Source organism: Paenibacillus gyeongsangnamensis (assembly GCF_027533625.1).
GTDB lineage: Bacteria > Bacillota > Bacilli > Paenibacillales > NBRC-103111 > Paenibacillus_G > Paenibacillus_G gyeongsangnamensis.
This window is the reverse complement of the sequence record NZ_JAQAGZ010000013.1, coordinates 150,871-173,566: the sequence shown is the minus strand read 5'-3', so window position 1 is coordinate 173,566 and position 22,696 is coordinate 150,871. Positions and strand designations below refer to the sequence as shown.

The 22,696-nt window shown below is 47.7% G+C and carries 20 protein-coding genes and 1 pseudogene; 7 read left to right on the top strand and 14 right to left on the bottom strand.

What is annotated here, in order from left to right:
* Nucleotides 1-114 precede the first annotated feature (114 nt).
* Nucleotides 115-1,143 carry an alpha/beta fold hydrolase gene (locus tag O9H85_RS20460; RefSeq protein WP_269883273.1) on the bottom strand — a complete coding sequence of 343 codons (1,029 nt, stop codon included), beginning with the start codon at nucleotides 1,141-1,143 and terminating at the stop codon, nucleotides 115-117.
* 251 nt (nucleotides 1,144-1,394) lie between these two features.
* On the opposite strand from O9H85_RS20460, the gene O9H85_RS20455 reads away from it, so the two are divergent.
* Nucleotides 1,395-2,150: an IclR family transcriptional regulator gene (locus tag O9H85_RS20455; RefSeq protein WP_269883272.1), complete on the top strand. Its 756-nt coding sequence runs from the start codon at nucleotides 1,395-1,397 to the stop codon at nucleotides 2,148-2,150.
* 14 nt (nucleotides 2,151-2,164) lie between these two features.
* On the opposite strand, the gene O9H85_RS20450 is transcribed toward O9H85_RS20455, so the two are convergent.
* From O9H85_RS20450 to O9H85_RS20415, 8 genes are all read right to left on the bottom strand, one after another.
* A complete protein-coding gene (locus O9H85_RS20450; RefSeq protein WP_269883271.1) occupies nucleotides 2,165-2,941 on the bottom strand; it encodes a LamB/YcsF family protein in 777 nt (258 codons plus the stop codon).
* Complete coding sequence (locus tag O9H85_RS20445) at nucleotides 2,942-3,961, bottom strand: 5-oxoprolinase subunit C family protein (RefSeq protein WP_269883270.1); 1,020 nt, start codon at nucleotides 3,959-3,961, stop codon at nucleotides 2,942-2,944.
* On the bottom strand, nucleotides 3,958-4,728 hold the full coding sequence (gene pxpB / locus O9H85_RS20440) for a 5-oxoprolinase subunit PxpB (protein ID WP_269883268.1): 771 nt from the start codon (nucleotides 4,726-4,728) through the stop codon (nucleotides 3,958-3,960). The genes O9H85_RS20445 and pxpB overlap by 4 nt, the downstream gene beginning before the upstream one ends.
* A 25-nt stretch (nucleotides 4,729-4,753) precedes the next feature.
* Complete coding sequence (accC, locus tag O9H85_RS20435) at nucleotides 4,754-6,106, bottom strand: acetyl-CoA carboxylase biotin carboxylase subunit (RefSeq protein ID WP_269883267.1); 1,353 nt, start codon at nucleotides 6,104-6,106, stop codon at nucleotides 4,754-4,756.
* Between the two features lie 33 nt (nucleotides 6,107-6,139).
* Nucleotides 6,140-6,616 (bottom strand): acetyl-CoA carboxylase biotin carboxyl carrier protein, encoded by a 477-nt coding sequence (gene accB / locus O9H85_RS20430; protein ID WP_269883266.1) that lies wholly within the window; start codon nucleotides 6,614-6,616, stop codon nucleotides 6,140-6,142.
* A 244-nt stretch (nucleotides 6,617-6,860) separates the two neighbouring features.
* A complete protein-coding gene (locus O9H85_RS20425; protein WP_269883265.1) occupies nucleotides 6,861-7,490 on the bottom strand; it encodes a pyroglutamyl-peptidase I in 630 nt (209 codons plus the stop codon).
* 15 nt (nucleotides 7,491-7,505) lie between these two features.
* Nucleotides 7,506-8,468 (bottom strand): DUF979 domain-containing protein, encoded by a 963-nt coding sequence (locus O9H85_RS20420; RefSeq protein WP_269883323.1) that lies wholly within the window; start codon nucleotides 8,466-8,468, stop codon nucleotides 7,506-7,508.
* On the bottom strand, nucleotides 8,468-9,196 hold the full coding sequence (locus tag O9H85_RS20415) for a DUF969 domain-containing protein (RefSeq protein ID WP_269883264.1): 729 nt from the start codon (nucleotides 9,194-9,196) through the stop codon (nucleotides 8,468-8,470). Before O9H85_RS20415 ends, O9H85_RS20420 begins: the two co-directional genes overlap by 1 nt.
* Before the next feature lie 945 nt (nucleotides 9,197-10,141).
* Between O9H85_RS20415 and O9H85_RS20410 the strand changes: the two genes are divergently transcribed.
* The 3 genes from O9H85_RS20410 to O9H85_RS20400 all read left to right on the top strand — a co-directional run bounded on the left by O9H85_RS20410 (nucleotide 10,142) and on the right by O9H85_RS20400 (nucleotide 11,621).
* Complete coding sequence (locus O9H85_RS20410) at nucleotides 10,142-10,444, top strand: Mu transposase domain-containing protein (RefSeq protein ID WP_269883263.1); 303 nt, start codon at nucleotides 10,142-10,144, stop codon at nucleotides 10,442-10,444.
* Nucleotides 10,445-10,603: 159 nt separating this feature from the next.
* Nucleotides 10,604-11,275: an ExeA family protein gene (locus O9H85_RS20405; protein ID WP_269883262.1), complete on the top strand. Its 672-nt coding sequence runs from the start codon at nucleotides 10,604-10,606 to the stop codon at nucleotides 11,273-11,275.
* Between the two features lie 4 nt (nucleotides 11,276-11,279).
* Nucleotides 11,280-11,621, top strand: coding sequence for a DUF5348 domain-containing protein (locus O9H85_RS20400; protein ID WP_269883261.1), 342 nt, complete (start codon nucleotides 11,280-11,282; stop codon nucleotides 11,619-11,621).
* 263 nt (nucleotides 11,622-11,884) lie between these two features.
* On the opposite strand, the gene O9H85_RS20395 is transcribed toward O9H85_RS20400, so the two are convergent.
* The 5 genes and pseudogenes from O9H85_RS20395 to O9H85_RS20375 form a co-directional block, all read right to left on the bottom strand.
* Nucleotides 11,885-12,385, bottom strand: coding sequence for a hypothetical protein (locus O9H85_RS20395; protein ID WP_269883260.1), 501 nt, complete (start codon nucleotides 12,383-12,385; stop codon nucleotides 11,885-11,887).
* Nucleotides 12,386-12,518: 133 nt separating this feature from the next.
* Nucleotides 12,519-12,722: pseudogene (locus O9H85_RS20390) on the bottom strand (RNA polymerase subunit sigma-70); the annotation flags it as partial.
* A 65-nt stretch (nucleotides 12,723-12,787) separates the two neighbouring features.
* The gene (locus O9H85_RS20385; protein ID WP_269883259.1) at nucleotides 12,788-14,872 is read right to left on the bottom strand and encodes a sigma-54 interaction domain-containing protein; all 2,085 of its coding nucleotides are present in this window, start codon (nucleotides 14,870-14,872) and stop codon (nucleotides 12,788-12,790) included.
* A 212-nt stretch (nucleotides 14,873-15,084) separates the two neighbouring features.
* Entirely contained in the window at nucleotides 15,085-16,209 is a 1,125-nt protein-coding gene (locus O9H85_RS20380) for a M20 family metallopeptidase (protein ID WP_269883258.1), read from the bottom strand.
* Nucleotides 16,210-16,236: 27 nt separating this feature from the next.
* Entirely contained in the window at nucleotides 16,237-17,661 is a 1,425-nt protein-coding gene (locus tag O9H85_RS20375; RefSeq protein WP_269883322.1) for a YfcC family protein, read from the bottom strand.
* 574 nt (nucleotides 17,662-18,235) lie between these two features.
* On the opposite strand from O9H85_RS20375, the gene O9H85_RS20370 reads away from it, so the two are divergent.
* The 3 genes from O9H85_RS20370 (at nucleotide 18,236) to O9H85_RS20360 (ending at nucleotide 22,658) form a co-directional block, all read left to right on the top strand.
* Entirely contained in the window at nucleotides 18,236-20,701 is a 2,466-nt protein-coding gene (locus tag O9H85_RS20370) for an S-layer homology domain-containing protein (protein WP_269883257.1), read from the top strand.
* 551 nt (nucleotides 20,702-21,252) lie between these two features.
* Nucleotides 21,253-22,044 carry an LPXTG cell wall anchor domain-containing protein gene (locus O9H85_RS20365; RefSeq protein WP_269883256.1) on the top strand — a complete coding sequence of 264 codons (792 nt, stop codon included), beginning with the start codon at nucleotides 21,253-21,255 and terminating at the stop codon, nucleotides 22,042-22,044.
* Nucleotides 22,041-22,658, top strand: a complete 618-nt coding sequence (locus O9H85_RS20360; RefSeq protein WP_269883255.1) for a class D sortase — start codon at nucleotides 22,041-22,043, stop codon at nucleotides 22,656-22,658. The genes O9H85_RS20365 and O9H85_RS20360 overlap by 4 nt, the downstream gene beginning before the upstream one ends.
* Nucleotides 22,659-22,696: the final 38 nt, after the last annotated feature.

Below are 22,696 nucleotides of genomic sequence, written 5' to 3'. Positions count from 1 at the left end.
TGGAGATACAAAACATAACCGCAACAAGCATAATTCTAGCCATAGATAATTCAAAGTTTCAAGATAAAAAAGGGTCACAACAGAAAGGAGAAAAGTTCTCCCTTGAACCGATTTTTATGCGTTTAATAGTTCTTTAACGGCTTCATCGATGAAGTTTATATCTGTTTGGTTAAAGCTTCCTCCGGCATAATGACCGTAAATACTTGAAATGACACGAACCTCTGCGTTTGGAATAAATTTCGCTTCATATTGAATATCTTCTGGTGGAAAATAAAGATCGGTTAGCCCAGGTAAAATCATTGCTTTTGCCTTTATGCGGCTTAAAGCTTTCTCGCGGTTACCGTCACAACCGGGTGTCATGCCAATATCGCCATACTGCCAGGTCCAAGCCATGGATAATAAATTATTTGCATCCTTATTCAAGAAAGCCCCTTCCCAAAAACTGATAAGGAAATCCTCAAGAGATGAATATCCATGCTCGAGATAAAGTTTTTGGTAATAAAAAGCTTGTGATAGTCCCCAACCGGCATAAACCCGAGCCAATGCCCGAACCCCGGTAACCGGTTGCTTGTCGTAGAAACCGTTGTTCCAAGCCGCATCCGCACGCAAAGCGCTTTTAATACCCTCAATAAATACGAAATTGTGAGGGGTTGTTGATGCGGTGCCACACGAGGGTGCAATACGTTCGACCATATCAGGATAAGAAGCCGCCCATTGGAAAGTCTGTTGGGCCCCCATAGAATAACCGCATACTAGAGCCACACGTTCAATGCCAAATTTTTCAGTGATCAATTTATGCTGGCATTCAACATTGTCAAGTATGGTTATGTTCGGAAACCGTCCCTGATCGTAGGGCATCGGTGTATTGCTGGGAGAGGATGACAAACCGTTCCCAAACTGGTTTAATTGAATAATGAAATATTTACTCGGATCTAACGCTTTCCCTTCTCCGATTCTGTACTCTTCGTTTTTATGCGTGGCCGAGTAGCAAGTGGGAACCACAATCACATTATCTTTATTGCGGTTCAAGGTCCCATGTGTCTTGTAGGCAAGCTTCGCCTTGCGCAATGTTGCCCCATTTTTTAAATGAACATCGCCTAATTCAAAGGTTTCATAATCCGTAATATGTTCATATTCTGTCATATCGTTGTCTATTCTCCTTTATTTGTTTGATCGTGCCATGACACAGCGCAGAGGACTGCTCGATGCGTCTGGTCCGAGGCCTCTTCCAAAACTCGCTTTTCAAAATCGTATCGTCAGTTGCGAGCGTCAATTTCGAATCTACGTTGATGCTATGGACTTAAGACTTAACCTCCTTCTAAATGGTTGAGTTTTTTTCTTGTGTATTGTAATATTTAGATTAATAATTCCAAATTGCGGAACGCAGAGGGAACATGCAAAACAAAAATAAAACCGTCACGAAAACCAAAGAAATTTTGGAGCTGTTTGTAGATCATGAAAGTCTATCGCTACAGGAAATCTCCAATATTTCCAGGCTGTCCAAGACAACTGCGCATCGCATGATAGGTTCACTGGAGGAAGTAGGCCTGCTGACAAGAAACTCGGCAGGTAAGTACCAGCTCGGTTTGATGTTTCTTCAATACGGCCAGTTAGTCAAAGAACGTTTGGATATCCGTCAGATCGCTTTACCTATTATGAAGGAACTGCGAGATGGAGTAAACGAAGCCGTCAACCTTGTAATCAGAGAAGGAAATGAAGCCATTTATATCGAAAAGGTCGATACCAATCAAGCAGTTAGAGTGTACACCCAAATTGGACGAAGGGCCCCTCTTTATGCAGGAGCCTGTCCCCGTATTTTGCTGTCTTATATGCCTGTGGAAGAACGCTTGAAATACATTGAAGAAACTGCGCTCGTTCCCTATGCCGACGGCACGATTACCGATAAGAACACATTGCAGAAAACAATAGAACAATGCTTAAAACTCGGATATACGGTTAGCCATTCGGAGCTGCGCAATTTTAGCTCCGCCTTGGCCGCACCTATTTTTAACAGTGATGGGCTTGTCGTTGCCGGCCTTAGCTTGGCGGGTTTGAACAGCAGCTTCCATGAGGCTCGAATTCCGGAATTAGTCGAGAAAACGATAAACGCCGCGAATCGCATTTCTAATCAACTCGGACGGGTTAAGTAAGATGCGAATTGGTCCTATTGGATAGAACTATCATTTCGTACGGCTCGAAGCCGGACCCCTTTAGACAGAAGCATTTCACGGATGCTGCCGGCAAAATGCAGTGCATGCTCGCCGTCGCCGTGAATACATATGGTCTCAGCAGTAATCTTAATCTCCTCATTTTCCCGCGAACGCACAATGCCTTCTGTCACCATTCGCACGATCTGGGCTGCCGCCTGCGTCGGGTCGCTGATTAAAGCGTCCGGTTCGCTTCTCGGGGTAAGGCTTCCATCACGGCAGTAGGTCCGGTCGGCAAACACTTCGCTCGCCGTCCTCAGCCCGATTAGAGCTCCGGCGTGGATCAGTTCGCTGTCCGAGAGACCGTACAAAACCAATTCTGGATTTACTTTATAAACGGCTTCTGCAATCGCTCGCGCCAACTCGCCGTTCCGAGCCGCCATATTGTATAATGCTCCATGCGGCTTGACATGCTGCATGATGCCGCCTTCGGACCGAACAAAACCATCCAGAGCGCCGACTTGATACACGGTCATATCGAATGCCTCTTGGGGAGAAATTGACATATTTCGTCGACCAAAACCCGCTAAATCCGGCAGCCCGGGGTGCGCACCTATAGACACCTGTTTATTCAAAGCCATATTTACCGTTTTTCTCATCGTACTTGGATCACCCGCATGAAAACCGCATGCAATATTAACAGACGTAACCAATTCGAGGATCAACTCGTCGTGGCCTAATCGATAGGCACCGAAGCTTTCACCCATATCACAGTTCAAGTCCACTTCATACATTCAAACGCCACCTTCTTTCTTGAGATAAAGCCCGATCGCTTTGGACGTCAGATCAAATGACTGTTCCATGTCGATATACAATTTCTCCGCCTTCTCCAACGATATTTCGGTAAACCGAACATACTCACCCGGTTTCACTTGAGCTAGTACGGGAAGATCGACAGTAACCACCTGCGCGATGCTCGGATAACCCCCAATCGTTTGTCGGTCCGCCATTAATATGATCGGGTTCCCTTCCGAAGGAACCTGAACCGTTCCAAACGATACCCCTTCGGAAATCGGTTCCAGAGGCGATTCCAATTCAAGCACCGGTCCCTCCATGCGGTAACCCATCCGGTCCGATTGAGGCGTGACGCGAAATGGTTGGCACACAAAGGCATTCCTACTAACTTCGGTAAAATGCGCAAAGTCGCGGCCACGAATAACGCGGATCACCGCTTCTCTCGCATATGCGGGGTGGGCCGGAGAACCGATACACCATGGGGCGGCAGCAAAAGGCTTCGATTTTAAAGCTCCCAAGCTTTTCTTTATATAATTTTTCGAAATTTCGGAAACAGACCTACTGCGGAGCACATCTCCTGCCTTCATCGCTCTCCCTTCAAGACCTCCTAGTCCCGCACGCAGATAGGTGCTGCGACTTTCCATCACGAGCGGAACGTCGATTCCTCCCGCAATAGCTAAATAAGCGCGTGCCCCTTGAATGCAGGTACCAAATTCAAGTACTTTTCCGGTTTTGACGAGGACAGGCCTCCATAACGGAACAGGCTGTCCATCGATGATAGGCGAAAGATCGCCTCCACATATGGCAATGAGCGTTTCGCCCTCGAAGCGAATGGACGGTCCCAGTAGCGTGATTTCCAATGCAGCTTCATCTTGTCCGTTGCCTACAAGCACATTTGCCGCACGAAGGGCGAACGAATCCATTGCTCCGCAAACAATGACCCCCTGATGTTGGTATCCGAACCTCCCTAGATCTTGAATCGTAGATAAAAGACCCGGATTTATGATATGGAGACTCATACGCAATCCTCTTTCCAATCTTCAAATTGTTCTGGTTGAATCGGCCGAAATCGGACAATGTCGCCCGCTTTCAGCAAACTCGGCGCTGGTTGATCAGGACGAAACAGCTTCATTGGGGTTTTGCCGATCAATTGCCAACCACCGGGAGTGGAGATCGGATATACACCGGTCTGCTTGCCGCCGATGCCGACTGAACCGGGATGAATTGATTGTCTCGGAGTGCTTCGTCTTGGAACAGCTATGCGTTCTGACATCCCTCCGAGATAAGGAAAGCCTGGAGCGAATCCAATCATATATACCAAATAATCTTGGCTTGAATGAATCTTGATGACTTCCTCCGAACTCAACCCGGTATGTGTCGCTACGTCTTGTAAATCAGGTCCGAATCCCCCGCCGTAGCAAACCGGTATTTCTACGATCTTGGCGCTTCCGGGCGCTGTCGAATCCAGATTCGAAACCATCCGGCTGACGATCTCCTTGACAACCTCAAAAGGGGAGCGAGTGGCCGTAATACCATAACGCGGCCATTGGCCTCCCGTGATCGGATCACTCAATTTCATCGGTTCGTAAAAAACAGTGACAGTCGTAAAGGCCGGCACTATCTCCACGATGCCGGGAAAAGGATTCAGCTCCAATTGAAAGCACAAAGCATTGATTTTCGCGTGGGTGTCTGGATGGATGCCGCCACCCAAATCGACGACGATCGCTCTGTCGCCAAGCGGCAAAAAACGAACACTGTTCTCTCCCGCTTCATATAGGCCCGACATATGTCTCCTCCTTACTTTACATTCGTTATTCCATAATGGAAATTTCGTGCGATTCCAAAAAATTAGTGTCGAAATTCCCTTGGATGAATAGCTCGTTCTCCAGCAGGGCAAGGTGAAAAGGAATCGTCGTCTTGACTCCCTCGACAACAAATTCGCGCAGCGCTCTCTTCATCCGACGGATGGAGTCCTGCCGGTCTTTTCCCCAAACAATCAGCTTTGCGATCATCGAATCATAAAATGGCGATATTTCACACCCGGCATATATCGCACTGTCCACCCTAACCCCAAATCCCCCGGGGGGCAAATAGGTCATCACCCGACCGGGAGAAGGCATGAACTGAGCGGCCGGATTTTCGGCATTAATTCGGCATTCCATCGCCCATCCGTTCATCCGGATGTCGCCTTGACTGAAAGAAAGAGGGCATCCGGCAGCCACCGCGATTTGCTCCTGAATCAAATCAATTCCGGTAATCATTTCAGTCACCGGATGCTCAACCTGTATCCGCGTATTCATTTCCATGAAATAAAACTGTCCGTACTGGTCCAGCAAAAATTCGACTGTCCCCGCACCGTAATAGTTAACTGTACGCGCGGCGGCTACCGCCGCTTCACCCATCCGTTTGCGAAGAGCCTGGTTAAGCGCCGGTGACGGTGATTCCTCAACAAGCTTTTGGTGCCGCCTTTGAATCGAGCAATCCCTCTCGCCCAAATAAACGACTTGACCTTGCCGATCTGCCATTATCTGTATTTCTATATGACGGGGACCCACCAAATATTTTTCGAGGTATACGCCCGAATTACCAAACGCCGCATCAGCTTCATTTTGTGCTTGTACAATCGCCTCCAACAGCTGCTCTTCATTGTGAGCCACCCGCATCCCTTTTCCGCCGCCGCCGGCGCTAGCCTTTACAATGACAGGATAGCCGATTTCCACGGACACGCGCAGCGCCTCTTCCGTAGTCTCGATCAATCCTTCCGTTCCTGGGACGACAGGCACACCTGCCTTCTTCATCATGGCTCTAGCGGCAGCTTTATCGCCCATGTTGTGGATTGCCTCGGCATCCGGACCGATAAAGGAGATATGAAAAGAAGCGCAGGTCTCAGCGAATTCCGCATTTTCCGCTAAAAATCCGTAACCCGGATGAATGGCGTCGACCCTGGTAGCCAAGGCCACCGCCAACAAATTGGGAATATTTAAATAGCTTTCCTTTGAAGCAGCCGGTCCGATGCAGTAGGCTTCATCCGCCATAGTGACGTGCAGCGATTTCCTGTCGGCTTCGGAATAAACAGCTACAGTTTCAATGCCAAGCTCCAGGCATGCCCTGATAATCCGGACTGCGATTTCCCCACGGTTCGCAATCAATACTTTCTTAAACACGAGGCACACCTCCTGCCGCTTGACTAATTTGCGTTAATTCCGCTTTACCATAAACAAAGTCTGACCATACTCTACCAGACGCCCTTCTTCTGCTACGATTTCGACGATTTCTCCGCTCACGCGCGCTGTTACTTCAGTAAACAGTTTCATCGCTTCAAGTATACACACCACAGATTCGACGGTCACCTTGTCGCCCACTTGCACAAAAGGCGCTTTCCCTTGCTCTGCGGCCGTGTAGAATGTCCCTACCATCGGTGCAGTAATAGGGATCAATTCTGGTTGCAATGGCTCCGGATAAATTTCAGGTGTTGAAGCCTTATGCAAGTCGTCGAATTCTTCCGGATCGGATATTGCTTCACTCATTGGAACATCCAGGTTCTTTTGCTTCGTTGAAGCAGAACGATCCTTCTTTATTACGATATTGGTTGTTCCATCCGAATACTTGAAAGTCTGTATGGGATTTTGGCTTACAGTTTCTATCAGTTCTTGCAATTCCTGTTTCGAAAACAAAATGGGGTTCACTCCTTCACATTCGATTTCAAATATTCCGATATACGGAATATAAATACCGATTTATGAAATTACATGCTTAATTGTAGCAAGACTTTTTTAACAAAACAAGCAACCAGGTAACTTTCATGAACTTAGTATAACCATTACTGCATTGTGGAACCGATGCCATACAAAAAACCTAGTACCTTGCCGGTACCAGGCGGAAATTTGCGGCTTACATTGTGTATTTCATATAGATTTCTTAATTTTGTAGGTCGTCAATAGTTGTTTGAATGATAATACGAAGGGCCCGCAGCATCGTCTCATGCGGCAAAGCAGGCAATAAAGGATTTTCAACTGCCATTTCCGTTGAAGCTGGAAAATGAACAAATCCTGCAATCGTGGAAATATTGTTTTTACGAATATAGTCTAAAACACCATACATCGTATTGTTGCAAATAAAAGTACCTGCGGTATTGGAAATGTATGCCGGCACACCTTCTTCATTCAATCGATTCACCATTTTACGAACCGGCAGTTGTGTAAATAACGCATCCGGACCGTCAGGGTTAATCGGTTCATCCGTCGGTTTGACTCCTTTATTATCAGCATATGGAGCATCTGCCGCGGTATCCTTTACATTAACTGCAATTCGCTCGGGAGTAACTGACGTTCTTCCATGGTATAAACCACACGAAATGACAGCATCCGGTTGATAAACCTCGATTTCTTTAATAATTGCTTCTGCGCATTCATCATAATTCACGGGCAATAACACAGTTTTCAGTTCCACCCCTGCGAATGTTTCACTCGAGATGACTTTAACCAGTTTTTCTGTCGGATTAATAGTACTGCCGCCAAACGCTTCAAATCCCGAAATTAAAATTTTCAAGTTAAGCCCTCCAAACTAGAATCGATAAACAAGGAAGTACATCAGTAGTATGTTAATAACTAAAAGGGGTATACCAATAGGGATTTGGGCTTTGATGACCGCGTTTTTATCCTTTAAATCAAGAAGCATGGCCGGGACGATATTAAAGTTAGCAGCCATAGGCGTCATTAATGTTCCGCAATACCCGGCAAACATGCCAATGGCCGCCATAATCGCAGGATTCCCGCCATGCATATGAACGATAAGCGGAAGACCAATACCTCCGGTAATGACTGCAAACGCGGCAAAGGCATTCCCCATAATCATTGTAAAGACGGCCATTCCAATACAATAAGCGGCGACCGCTACGAATGGATATTGTGTTGGAAGAACATTACCTACCAATTTGGATACAACTTCCCCCACGCCAGCTTGCGCAAAAATAGCTCCAAGCGCCGATAACATTTGAGGCAAAATAATCGCCCATCCCACGACTTCCGTGAGTCGACTACCTTCGTTCATTGCAACGGACATTTTTGCCTTCGTTAAAGATTTGGCCGCAATGAAGGCGATGATCGCGCTCAATCCAAGTGCAATTAGAGTAACCATTTCCGGGTCGACAAGATTAACTTTACCGAAATGTATTTTATCCAGTGTAAAGCTACCGATCACAGTAATAATAGGAATTAACAGAGCCGGAAGAAATATTTTGCTTTTTAGTCTAGCTGCATGTGCCTCACGTTCTGACTGAGGATGTTCTTTTTCAGGGGCCGCCTTCATTTTACCAAGAGCGGCTATGATAACCATGACCAGAACGAGATATCCTATGACCAAACTAGGTATAACCTTCCCAAATAGAAAAGTAAAGGCGAAAATTCCCCAGAACAAAGTCGAGCCGATCCGGGTAGGATGATCCGGGTTTCGAGCTACCCGATAAGCAACAAAAGCTACGATAATTCCTAGTAAATAATAAATGTAATCTATTGTAAAAATATTTATCATATTGAATCCCACCTTGAAGTATTCTCTTCTGGATTTGTTCCCATTTGGTTACCAGATCGTTTAATCATCTCTAGATCAATGCGCTTATCAAGTTTCCTTAGTCTGTGCCAAGATAAAAAGAAAACTGCAATGGCCGTCGGTAGCCCCCAAAGCGCCATGTCCCATACTCCAACATGTAAGCCGGAGGAATCAAAGAAACCTTTCATCAAAAGAATCGCACCTGTAGCAATAAAAATATCTTCACCAAAGAAAAATCCTACATTTTCCATAGCCGCCGAATGAGCTTTGATGCTATCCTTGAGGTTCTCTGGAAGCGGACCGTATTTTGCAGCAGCCGCTCCTTCTGCCATTGGCGCCACAATAGGACGAACCGTTTGGGGGTGTCCCCCGATATTAAGACCTAAAGCTGAAGACCATTCTCTGATAAACAAATACCACAGCATGACCCTGCCGGCTGTTACGCCCTTTGCTTTTCGAATTAAGGCTTCCGCCCGTTCTTTTAACCCATAGCGCTCCAGTAACCCGATCACCGGTAATGTCAACACGATCGGTATCGTCATATATCGGTTCGTTATAAATGCTTCTCCAAACTTTGACATAATGTCATTAATCGAAAGTCCGGAAATAAGCCCCGTTACAATACCTCCCACCATAACAACAAGCAAGGTATTAAAACGAAAAGCAAATCCTAAAGCTACAATCAAAATGCCAATTAATTTAATCAATCCAATACACCTACCTTTATCAGTATTTCTAATAAATTATCGAGCCATTAAACAAGACGATGCTTCAGAGCGCGAGTTTCCGCGCTATGGACTCCAACCCACACCATAAAAACATTGCGGTATTTATCAAAAATCCTCTCCTTGCGAGTGCTAACCACTCCTTTCATGATTGGATCATTTAGTGAAATGGGATCTATCCCGGCAGATTAGTACCGATATTCGGAATTAAAGATCTATTATTTGAAACCATAAAGTTATAATAAATTATTTGACATCAATCGTCAATATAGTTTACTTGGACCTTGTGTATAATCAAAAAATGTTTTTATTCTATAAATCTTACTGTTTTATAATCATTTTTTTAAAAGTTCATAATTTTATGTTATTTTTCCTTACGTGAAATCATTATTCATATAGATGAATTCAGCATCAAATCTATACATTTATATTTTGGATTAACTTGAGGGCAAACTGTCATTACGAAAAAGCGCTTTCAAAAAAAATCCACTCCTCCTCCTCTAAGCGCCAACGAGAATCACCTTATTGTAAAACAGATGCTGTGCGAAAGTATTTAGACCAAATCCGCTTTTAGATTGCCAATTCCGTTTCCGTTGGACCGTGAAATAATGGAATCATAAGCAGAACAGAAAGAGGACATACTGGTTTCAGTACAATAAGAAATAACATTACTTCACCCTTGCAATGTCAACTATATACGAAAATCTATATCGCAATCTACAAGAAGTATCTGTTAACAACGGTCAAATAAGGAACCCCAATAAATCAAGATAGGTTCTGTCCGCTACAAGATAGTAATATAATACTGTATTTATTACTTCAGGCTTCATATCCCATAGCTGCTGGGCTTTTTCCAGATGGACTCGTCCAATCCGTTTCTGCTTCTACTCTGCGGCCTGCCCGACGCATGCGTCGCTCGAAGGGAAAATGCCGCTAGAGGTGTACCTGTCCCAAATCGACCGGGTGCGCACCGTCTCGGATCCCGGCATGCTGGATACCCTGTTTCTCAGGCGAGCGCGGCGGACGGTAAAGCATGACGCCACGTTCTCGCTGGACAACCGGCTCTATGAGGTGTCTGAGACGTTCGCCGGGCAGGAGGTCGAGATTCGCGATTATGAGCACCGTGTGCACATCTACGAGGACGGCAAGGCGGTGGCAGAGGCCAAAGCGGTTGTCTTTGCGGACAACGCGCATGTGAAGCGCGATCGTCCGGCGTTTTCGTTCGTTTAAGACGCTGCAGGAGTCGGGAGGTGACGCGGATGTATAGAGCGTTCTATTCGCTGTATTCGGTTCCATTCGCCAAAGAGGTGAAACCGGAAGAGGCGTATGCATTGTCTGCGTTTCAGGAGACAAGCGCCTGTCTGGCTTACCTCAAAAGAGACGCGAGGCATGGGCATGATCGTCGGGGAACCCGGGGCTGGCAAGACCTACGCGCTGCGCGTATTCAGCGATTCCCTGAACAAAGCGCTGTACAAGGTCGTATACTTCCCGCTGTCCACCGGAACGGTGAACGATTTCTACCGGGGGCTGGCTTTCGGGCTGGGTGAAGAACCGAAGACCCGCAAAGTGGATTTGTTTCGGCAAATTCAGCACGCTGTCACCGCCTCCTTTCACGAGCGAAAAGTGACCCCGGTCTTTATTCTTGATGAAATGCAAATGGCCAAGGATGTTTTCCTTAGCGATTTGAACTTGCTGTTTAATTTTCAGATGGACTCGTCCAATCCTTTTCTGCTTCTACTCTGCGGCCTGCCCTACCTCAAAGACCGTCTCACGCTGAACCACAACCGCCCGCTGGCGCAGCGACACCTGCTGCCCCACCAGGTAGAGCCGCTGACCAAGGACGAGGTGAAGGGCTACGTCGAGCACCACATGCGCCTTGCCGGCGCCAATCATCCCATCTTCACTGAGGCCGCCACGGAAGCACTGGCCGTGTGCACCAAAGGATACCCTCGCCTTGTGAACAAACTCGCCGTACGCGCGCTCTTGCATGGCTTCCAGCAAAAAGCGGAGCAGATCGATGCGAATCTGATTCGTATCGCAGCTGGGGAGTATGGGATGTGAGCCGATGAAACGAACTGGGCTCGATGGCCGAATCCTGTACGATGCGCAAACCGGGCGTTGGAAGATCTGGGATGCCTATGTCCAGCCCGCCGCGGTGCATTGCGGGGAATCTTTCGAGATGAAGGTCGGGGACGACTTTCTGCCCTGTCGCATCGAGATGGATTCCGAATGGGTCGTTTACTTCCACAATACCCGGTTTCACCTGCATCCAGATGTGAGCTACTGGATTCGGGTGCGAATAGATGGAGTATATCTCGATCTTGTCTCATGGACAAGTCCCCCAAGCAGCCAGGACAACCCTGGCTGCTTTATTTATGGAAAGAAAACCCGTGCCGGAATACCGTGATTATGTGAAAATACGGTTCATAGTCTGCCTGATTAATTTGCAAATTCACAGATGTGAAAAAGGAGCTATTCGGCTTCAACAGCTTTTTTTCTTCATGTTCACAAAAGGTAGGTGTTTTGTCTAGATGTTAAGTCGCAAACTAATCTTTACTTTGTTCATATTAAATTTTCCGTGGACTATTATCACAGTCTAATCACTATCCTACTTGTTAATCAAATAATTCAAGTCAGCCTCTGCTTGTGCAAGCACCTTGGCCAGTTGGTTCATCTCTGTCTGCAAGACCCTGTGTTCCAATAAATCTCATTGGTGATCTCCTCCAACTGTTTTTTTCCATTTGTAAGCCTGCTCTCCAAATCCAATCTTTGATGATAAACCTCCCTATCAATTTCATTGATTAAGGATTGAGGCATACCTTTGTTCGAATCAAATACAAATTCACATTCTATCGAATCCCTCCACGCAACTAAGTTGTTGGTCAAAGCAGGGCCAAAACCTTGAATAGAGAGAAGAGAATCCCTAGAAACATCTTTTGCAGTTTCAATTCCGTACGACTGAAGCGTGCTTTTCCTGCTGGGCCCGATTGAAGCGATTTGGGCGTCAGCAAGAAAATATTTATTTAAGTATTCTTCCAACTGTCTGGCCCTTTTCTCCGATCTTAAGCTCTTTAGCTTCTGTTCGCGAATTATTGAAAGATTCAAATATTCCGATCTTGCTTTCTCCAACTCAATCAGCCTAGCTCGGAACTTGCTTTCCCCTTTAGACACTCGGTTGCGCTCTTTTACTTTTGACCATTTTTCCGAAGCTTCCTTCAAAGTATTCTCAAATTCGGTAATAAAAGGGCTTGTCCCCAGAGAAAATCCTAGAAAATACTTCTTTTTCGTTTTGTCATTACATCGGTTTCCGTTCATTATGGGCGACGAGCCTGAGGTTATGCTCAATCAGCAAATTACGTGAATGCTGGTTGCCTTGTGCCATTAAACGCAAATGCTTTTCTTCCTCATCTTCGGCAAGCGGTTATGGAAACGCGTTGTTTTTTACATAGGAAACCAGCAACATTAATTCTTTGATGAATAAGGCAATGGCAGAAAAGAAACCCGGCACTGCAGCCACCCCCATGATGAGATTAGTAACATCATATGTGGGCCGCCGCCTATACGTGCCTGTACTTATAAGAAAAACTCCTTATCGGAGTCATTCAAAGCAGCCAGACCGTTTTTAGAGGTAGTTTTTCTTGGTATAGACGAGACGCAGCCACATCGATTAAGTATGGTTAATTTATAACGGATTTGAGATTCGGACATCGGACGGGAGAGCAATGAACATAAGACGGAGCGACCCACCCGTTCCTGCCGTTTGCTGAAATTCCACAGGATGGTCAATATATTTTCATAATCCATCAAGGAACCATGGCGAGCCAAAAAATGCAGGATGTCTTCCCTTTCGTCCGCTTTTCCTCTGGCATTTGAATCAAGGGAGGCCGGCAAGGTTGCTCGATAGTTCAGTATCCGTTCAAGAAGATGTTCGATTTGCACTGTATCTCCTTCAACGATCACAATCAAATAATTCATAAAATTTTCGAGCTCCCGAATATTGCCTGGCCAATTGTAATTCAACAGGACATCCTTTACTTCAGGGGTAAATTGCAGCTGTTTCCTTTTATCATGAAGAAAATAGTCAATGAGTATAAAAAGATCCTCTCTCCGTTCTCTTAGATTCGGGATATTGAGCGGCAGAACGTTTAGTCTGTAGTACAAATCTTCCCGAAAAGCACCCTTCGACATCATATCCATCAGGTTCCGGTTTGTGGCGGCGATCACCCTTACATTGATGGGGATCACGCGATTTCCTCCAACCCGCATCACCTGCCGCTCCTGAAGTACGCGCAGCAAAGCTGCCTGAATACTGAGGGGCGCATCCCCGATCTCATCCAGAAATATGGTTCCATTATGGGCGAGCTCGAATAGACCCATTTTTCCACCCTTTTTTGCTCCTGTAAAAGAGCCCTCTTCGTATCCAAACAATTCACTTTCTGCCAGGTTCTCCGCAAGACCGGCAAAATTGACCGGCACGAATGGGCCATCCCGCCTTGTGGAATGCCTATGAATCGCTTGGGCAAACACTTCCTTGCCCGTCCCGTTTTCTCCCGTGATCAATACGGTAAAATCGCTATTCGCCAGTTTGACGGCAACATGCTTTGCAGAACTGATAGATCCGCTTACACCGATAATATGCCCAAAAGAATATTTGGTGGTTAACCCGAGACTGCTGCTCTTTTTGCGGATTTCCTGTTCATTTCGTTGGACGATGGTGACGTCTTGAAAGGTAACAACGACTCCCATTAAATGTCCGTCTAATATCATGGGAACCTTGCTGACCAGCAGTACCAAGTTCCGAATCTCCAACAATTGATTGGACTCCCTGGCACGAGATTGTATGCTCTTATCCAGCTTTAATTCTGGTACCACATCCAAATACGATTTTCCTATACAACTCTCCGCGGACAGTTTGAGGATCCTTTCCGCTTCTTCATTAAAGACCGTGATGCGTCCCATTTCGTCAGTACTGATTATACCTTCATGAACCGCATTGAAGACGGATTCCAACTTTTGATTTAGCCGCTTTTCATTGTTCACGGAATTGGCTAAATTCCTCCCCAGCCGGACAAAATCTCGGAAGAATTCCGCAGTGTAAAAATGGGCCTTCTCCATCGGCAGATCCAACTGCCTGGCAATGTCAAAAATGGTTGTCAAATCGATCGGGCGCGTATCCAAATCAATGACTTTTTCAATCGTCTCCGGTATAAGTTCCCTTAATCCATGCGTAATGGCCACGTCGATGCGCTCTAGATCCATCCTTCTTTCACCTGGTACATAAGGAATAAAGTGCAAATGATCAAAACCTAGACGTATCAAAAGTTGAATCGCATCTTCAACTGTTTCCATAGTGTTCGAGACAAAAAGGCAGTGAGTTCCCGGCGCCAAATCCATCAGTTGTTCGAGCTTTGGCATATGAACGGTTCTTCTTGCTATCAGCGCCCGATTTTGGTCGAATGATTTTGGTAAACACGTAAGTACATTCTTGGAGGACACCAGAATCAGATCGCACTTATCCAATATTTGAATATCCAATTCCCGGTGCCCATGAGCGGTATAAATCTGAACGTTGGTCCCGAAAAACATCCTCAGGTTACTTTCAAAGGTTCGGCAAACCTTTTCCATTATCGTTATCAGCAGTATGCTTGGTCTCCCCATGTTTTCTCCCCTCTTAATTGTTGCTAGAACCATGATAGCCTAAAAACACTCCTAAAGCGATACCCCAGGATAAACGGTTACCCCGTCCTTGTCTTACATGGACCAGCACGTTTATCAAGGTTGATGCGAAGCTGTAAGTTGCGAAAACTTATAAATTCTTCCAACTAAAAAAATGCAAGCACCTCTCGGCACTTGCATTTTTATTGTATAAATCATAGCTTACGAAGAAGGCCCGCCATCAGTGTAGCCCTGACAGGAAGTTGATCGATTTCAACATGCTCGTTTTCAGCATGGATTCCTTCCCCTACAGCGCCTAACCCGTCCAATGTCGGAATGCCTAAAGCTGTTGTGAAATTCCCGTCACTGCCTCCGCCCACGGCTTCCTCTATCAAGGGAAAGCCTAATTCAAATGAGCATGCTGCGGCAAGTCTGAACAATTGTTCATTCCCCGCGGTTTTTTCCATCGGCGGGCGGTTGACTCCTCCGGAAACCTGCAGGGTAATTCCTTCCGAATGCGGCTTCAACCCATAAATGATTTTCGAAATCCGTTCTCCCTCACTAATTTGGCTGATTCGCAGGTCCACACCCAGTTCCGCCTGTTCAGCTACCACATTTTCTGTGCTTCCTCCTCGTACCACGCCCACATTTAGGGTTGTCCCCAATTCATAGTCGGTGAGAGAGTGCAGGAATAAAATTTGATGAGCCATTTCCTGTACGGCGCTGATTCCATCCTGATGATGATTTCCCGCATGCGCTGCCTTTCCTGTGATCTTGATCGCAAATCGGCCAACCCCCTTACGGGTCGTTTTCAATGCACCTGTGTGCGCCGCTGCCGGCTCCGGAACGAGTACAGCTCGGCTCTGTACAGCTTCCCGCTCGATCAGCTCCCGGGACGAACTGCTTCCAACCTCTTCATCACTGGTGCACAAGAAAACAATTCGCTTATTTAAGGAAATCCCGAGCTCACGGCAGGCTTTAACCGCCCAAAGAGCTTGGATGATCCCTCCCTTCATATCCAGAATGCCCGGCCCATACGCTCTGTTTCCTTCTACACGGTAGGACAGCCTTCCCACATCCCAAACCGTATCAAAATGTCCAAGGATCAAGATTTGCTCATCGCCCGTTCCATAACTAAATCGCATATGGTTTCCCGCATGCTTTTGAGGAATCACTTCCGAATCAAGGTGAAGATGCTTCTTAAACAGCTTTTGAATTTCTGCTCCACATTGATCTACCCGTTCTTTCGAATGAGTGGGCGATTCGGCCAGCACAAGCGTTTTTAGATCTTCCAGCATCTCTTCCTGGTGTTGCTTTATGTACTCTAATACTTTATTCATCTAGTAATATCCCCTTGTTGTTAGTCATTAGAAAGGCCCCCAGTTGATCATTACACCGACAATGATGAAAATAATTCCGAGAATAAACCAAACCGCCGTTAACGGAAGCATGAATTTCAGCCATTTTCCATAGGAGATGCCGCTCGTTGCGAGCACACCCATCATTACACCGGATGTCGGGTTGATGGTATTTACGAATCCTTCTCCGAACATAACCGCCTGGACAGTTACTTGGCGCGTAATATGCAACAAATCGGCCAAAGGAACAAGAATGGGCATTAGCACTGTAGATTCCCCAGAACCGGAGGAGATCAAGAAGTGAAGTGCAGCACTTCCGAAAAACATGCCGATCGAAGCCGCCATAGGGGACAAGGGAGCCAGCACGGTCGCCAGCGCATTAACGATCGTATCCAAAATTTTTGCATCATCCAGGATGATGCCCACTGCTCTGGCCATGCCCACAATTAGCGCTCCATAAACCATTTGCTTACAGCCTTGAATGAATGTGGTAGCGATTTCATTTGCACCCATTCGTGCGATCATACCGCAACCGATGGCAATAAAAATAAAGAGACCGGCCATTTCGTTTTCTGTCCATTTAAATTTCTGGGAGTAAATCATAAAAGCAAGAAGGGATAATCCCGCAAACGATAAGATGAATTTTTGCTGCAGGGTAACGGTTGTTTTACTGCCTATTTCAGCATCGTCGACTTGAGCCGTATCGCTGAGCCAGTCTGGGCCTAGGATACTTTTCGTTGGATCCTTTCGAATTTTGCGCGCATACCAGTAAATATAGAGAAGCGTAACAACTAGAATCGTTCCATAGATAACCGTCCGGTAACCGATACCTGAGAAAAGCGGAAGCTCCGCTATACGCTGAGACAGCCCAAGCGTTTGAGGGGCAAACACCGGTACATTCCATCCGGCATAGGTTCCCAGATAGATCAGTGCAGCACCGAAAACGGGATCCAATTTTAATCCCCTTGCAATGATTAATCCTAAAGGAATAAAGGCAATAACCGAATTGACAACAATCCCGGTCATTCCTAAAACAGAAAAGACCAAGCCTACAGGGATGATTAGAAGCAGCAGCCGATTACTGAATCGAGTAATAGTCGACTTCAGAAACGCATCGATCGCTCCTGATTTTTCAATGACAGCTAAAGCTCCGCTGGTAAAAAGGATAAGAAAAATAATCGGAGCGCCTTTCACCATTCCGGTTTGAATCGCGGTAAAGAACTCTACGAAGCCCGTATGATTTGCGGCAACGGCATGATAGCTTCCCGGAACCGTTACGGTAATATCGCCTTTTTTTACCGTCTTGAAAACTCCCGCCGGTAAAATGTAGGTAGCCAGAGCGCAGATCAATGCAACAAAAAATAATAGAACGTACGCGTCAGGCTGTGCAAATCTCCTTTTTTTCGTTATTTTCTCTTGAGTCATCTCTTGCATTGTTGATTGTTCCATTTCGTTGCGTCCTCCCATATCGTAGTGATTCTTTTTCAGTTGATAAGAATTTATAAGTTTTCGTAACTTATAGCTTCGCATCAACCTTGGTAAACGCGCTGGTCCTTGTAAGACAAGGATGGTGTAGCCGTTTATCCTGGTCTCATTACCTTCTGTTTTTTATAGACTCCTCTTCCCCCCTGTCCCTGTATAGATACAGCAAGAATCGTGCCAATGTATACTGCCGTAAATATTCCCAGAAGTTCTGGCCTTCTACAAGTTTTAAAGTTGTTTTATTGGTTAATTATAACCTAAAAAATAACCATTATCGCCATGATTTATATTCGCTTCAGCTGCATTTGGTTTCACAGATTTATTTACCATGAGAGGGAAACTGTGGTATATTTACAGGGGCTTTGATACATTTAGTATCAAAATAAATTCGCTATGTTGTAAAGGAGGCGGAAAGAGCTGAAGCGAACGGGGCGAAAAGGTCGCTCCATCCATATGGACCTAACACTTGTTTGTATCGAATGGATCGCATTCATATTCTTAATCTGAATGATTACAAGGAGGTACTATGTTCAGCAAAGCTGTTGTTTCAATCGCACTCGCAGCCCTGCTTGCTTCGGCTGCATCCCCGCTGTTGGTATCGGCGTCGGACGCGGCAAGCTCTGCGGCCGATTCCATCCCGCCGCACTGGTCCCAGAACGTAACCTATCTCGCGCTCGGCGATTCGTTAGCCTATGGCGTAACGCCAACGAATACGGCAGGTCTCAGCTATGCGGATTATTTGGCTGCCAGCATCCAGGGGACAGGGAGTCTCGTCGGCTACGAGAAACGCTTCTCGTACCCTAAGTATACGACAGCCGACGTGCTAACGGATTTGAAGGCCAATGTGACGAAGGATGTTTACGGCCGGCCCGATCCAAACGGCCTCGCTATCCGCGACGTGGCAAAAAACGCCAATCTTGTAACGCTGGATGCCGGGGCAAACGATCTTCTGGGTCTGCTGCACCAGGATTCCGTAACGCATAGCGTCTACCTGAATCCCGAGGAAATTCAGCCTATGCTGCTGACCGTGCAGAGCAACGTTTATCAGATTCTGGCCGAGCTTAGAGGCTTAAGTCCGAAAGCCGATCTGTATGTCATGGGCTATTATAACGCCTTTCCTTATTTATCGGCTCAAGAGCAAGCGGGTCTGCTAACCGTATTGGATCAGCTCAATCTGGCGCTAAAGCAGACGGCTGCAACCATGGGTGCGACATTTGTGCCGACCAAGGACCTGATCGCAGCCAAGGCGACGACCTATATTCCGAGCCCGGCAAACATTCACTTAAGTCCGGAGGGGTATCAGGCGGTAGCCGGCGAGTTCTGGAGAAACATTCAGGCCGGCGTATTGTGGATGAAGAGCTTAACCGCGACCAATATTACGACCCGCAGCGCACATCTTGCATGGTTACCGGCATCGGATAATATCGGAGTAACCTCCTACCGAATCTATAATGACGCGTCGGTACTTGCGACGGTTTACGCCAGCGCCTTGACCGTACAGTCGTCCGTCTATGGCGGCGTGTACCAGTATGATCTGACGGGACTCAGCCCTTTGCACACGTACAACCTGAGAGTCGAAGCGGGCGACGCAGTGGGCTTATGGAGTACTGGGGGGCCGACAGTAAGCTTCCGTACGAAGGATGACAGCTCCGGCAGTACCGGCGGATCAGGCGGTACCTCCGGCGGATCGTCCGGCGGAGGCAGTTCGGCAGGATCGGGCGGGGCGGGATCGTCCGGCACCGATACCGGCTGGGAGAAGCTGACGTTCGAGGCGTCCGACCTGACCGCGGATAAAGACGTCGACGGTACGCCCGTTACTCAGGCAGCAGTAAGCAAAGAGAAGCTGGCGGCAGCGCTGGATAAGCTGAAGGCCAAGACTGCGGATCAGCAGATCCTGATGCTGGAAGCAAAGGGCAGCAGCGCTGCCGTAAGGTTTACCCTGCCTGCGGATACGGTAAATGCAGATCTTGCGGTCGCTTCATCTACCGTGATCCGATTCAAGGCAGGCGACATTGAGTTTGCCGTTCCGCTGACCTGGTTCAAAAATAATGCCGCAGATGCGGCGAATGCGACCTTGTCCGTTACTCTGAAGACGCTGTCCGGCTCAGCGGCTGACGGGGTCAAGCAAGCTGTGGAGAGCCGCGGGCTCGGCCAGCTGCCGCCCGGACCGGTGGATCTTCGCCTGCGAATTACCGGCGCGGACGGCAAGGCCGTAGAGCTGCCGCAGCCGAACGGAGGAAAGTATGCGGAGCTCAGCCTCTATGCGGCGAAGGATACAGCCTCCTCTACGGTTACCGCATTAACGTATAATACTCAAACGGGAGTCGGCTTTACTCCTGCGGTGTTCCGTCCTAGCGGCAGCGGCACGGCAGCGTCGGTGCACCTGCTGCAAGCCGGAACCGTTACACTCGCAACGGGCAAGAAGTCGTTCAAGGATGTTCAAAGCCACTGGTCGGCCGCCGAGGTGGAGAGCCTGGCCAGCAAGCTGCTGATTCAAGGCGTATCGGACAACGCCTTCGCCCCGGATAAGGAAGTCACCCGCGCCGAGTTCGCCGCCCTGCTGGTCCGTGCGCTCGGGCTGCCTGACCGGACCGCAGCCTCCAAATATAGCGATGTGCCGTCCGGCCACTGGGCTGCCGGAGCGATCGGAGCCGCAGCCGAGGCCGGACTCATCGAGGGCTTCGAGGACGGCAGCTTCAAGCCGTCCGCAAGCATCACCCGCGGACAAATGGCCGTGCTGCTGGCCAAGGCGCTGCGCTTGGCAGGCAAGCCGGTGAAGCTGCCGGAGACGGCGGAGACGAACCTGATGTCGAGGTTCAAGGACCGCACTCAAATCCCTTCATGGGCTAAAGAATCCGCGGCCCAGAGCGTAGAAGCCGGCCTCCTGCAGGGCTACGCCGCCGATCAGTTCGGTGCGCAAGAAATCGCTACCCGCGCTCAAGCGGCAACCGTGCTCAAGCGGCTGCTCGTTTATGTCGGCTTTATTAATTAAGCCGTATGCAACGAAGGCCGTTCTCCGCTTCTCTTAAGAAGCGGGAGCGGTCTTTTTCTTTGATCCGACAACCCGCTATGGCATCAGCCTCATGGCCTATGGAATTCGTCCAGGTCTTGGGGCCTTTTTCCATATCCCTTCCAATGCCTCCCTTATGATACGGATTGTGTCATGCTGAATTATACAAATACAGGGATAATCTCAACAATAAATGATAATTTTTTACAATATTCGATTCAAAACAGCAATGGATCGCATTGTCGAAGCTTCAGGAATACCCGGACATAAAATACTATTGCAAAACGCTGTAATTTGATACAATATGTATCTAAATGAACAAAATTTCCAAGTTGCTGTAAATGATCTTAACGAGGAGGTGAAACCAGGGGGGCCAAACGCAGTATGCAAACATTAACGCTGAGATAAGAGGGTAAACCGCCTTTATAATCCATTTAAAGGATGAAGCTGCACGGATTTGCCTTATAAATACGGTTACAGAATAGGAATAAGATGACATATGATTCTAGTTGAACATAGGCGGTGTGTAAGCAATGAGGGGCAAACTTGAAAAAAAACGGTATGTTCGCCCGCTGGTCTTAGCGACTCAAATCATCATGTTCGAGACAGGGCTCTCCTCAGGCGGTCCGGGCCATCCCGGTAATCCGGGGAATCCAGGGAATCCAGGGAATCCAGGGAATCCAGGGAATCCAGGGAATCCAGGGAATCCGGGGAATCCGGGGAATCCGGGGAATCCAGGGAATCCGGGCAATCCAGGCAATCCAGGCAATCCGGGGAATCCAGGCAATCCGGGGGACTCGGGCGATTCCGGCGATTCCGGCAACCCGGGTAATCCTGGCACTCCGAGTACTCCGGGTAATCCAGGTAGTCCCGGAACTCCGGGTAATCCCGGTAACACGGATAATCCAAGCCACCCGGGGGGATCAGGTCCGGTTGACTCTCATACAGGCGATTCGCATTCGAATTCGTCGAGCTCGGGCAGCACAAGCCCGCCGGATACGAACAATCCGGGTATGACCAATATGGAGCATCAGGAAGCGGTGAGTTCAAACGATACGAGTTCGCAGGGAGCGGACAACACGAATTCGCCGAGTAATCAGGGAGAATCCGGGACGAATAAACCGGCTTCCTCTCAGACGGGTCCGACAGGGACGGAAATGCAAATTTCATATGTCGGGGATACTTCGACGCACGCCATCGTCGGCTCCTACTCGCTGCCGAATACAGGAACCATGTGGTATTCGTGGGGATTGGAAGGTTTTCTTGTTGCGGGAATATCAGGTGTCGCGTTATGGAGACGCATCAAAGAGGTACATAAGCAATGAGAGGCTGGACCCTTATATTAAGCGCTATTTTTGCGGTTTCTCTCGGCGTGGTCTTCTACAGCGCGTATCAGATCGGCAGCGGCGAAATCGAGATTCAGCGAGGAATCGAAGTATGGGATCAGACGCAGCGCGATCCCGAATCGTTTTCCAAGGCGAAGGCGGCCGCACCCGTAAACACTCACTTGGTAGGAAAAATTATTTTTCCCACCATTGATAAACAATTTCCGATTGTCCGGGGGATTACCGATGAGGATTTGAAAGAAGGGGTGGGGTATGATCCGGCTACTCCCGCCCCTGGCTCCAATGGAAATTCCGTACTTGCCGGCCACCGCGACGGGGTATTCCGCAAGCTGGGTCAGCTTCGTAATGGGGATGAAATCGTTGTCGAGACCAGCGAAGGCACATTCCGCTATCAAATGGTCAGCCACATCATTGTCAGCCAACACGAGGAACACGCCGTTAAGCCCAGCCAGGACGCAATACTTACTCTGATCACCTGCTATCCGTTTTCCTATATCGGAAATGCCCCTAACCGCTATATCATCACGGCCAAATTAATCCAATCTCCCGATCGGAGCCTCGTTCAAGAAGCATCAAGAATAGCTCTAAAGTAAAGTGCGGAAACCATCATTCCTCTTCGGTCTGATCTTGA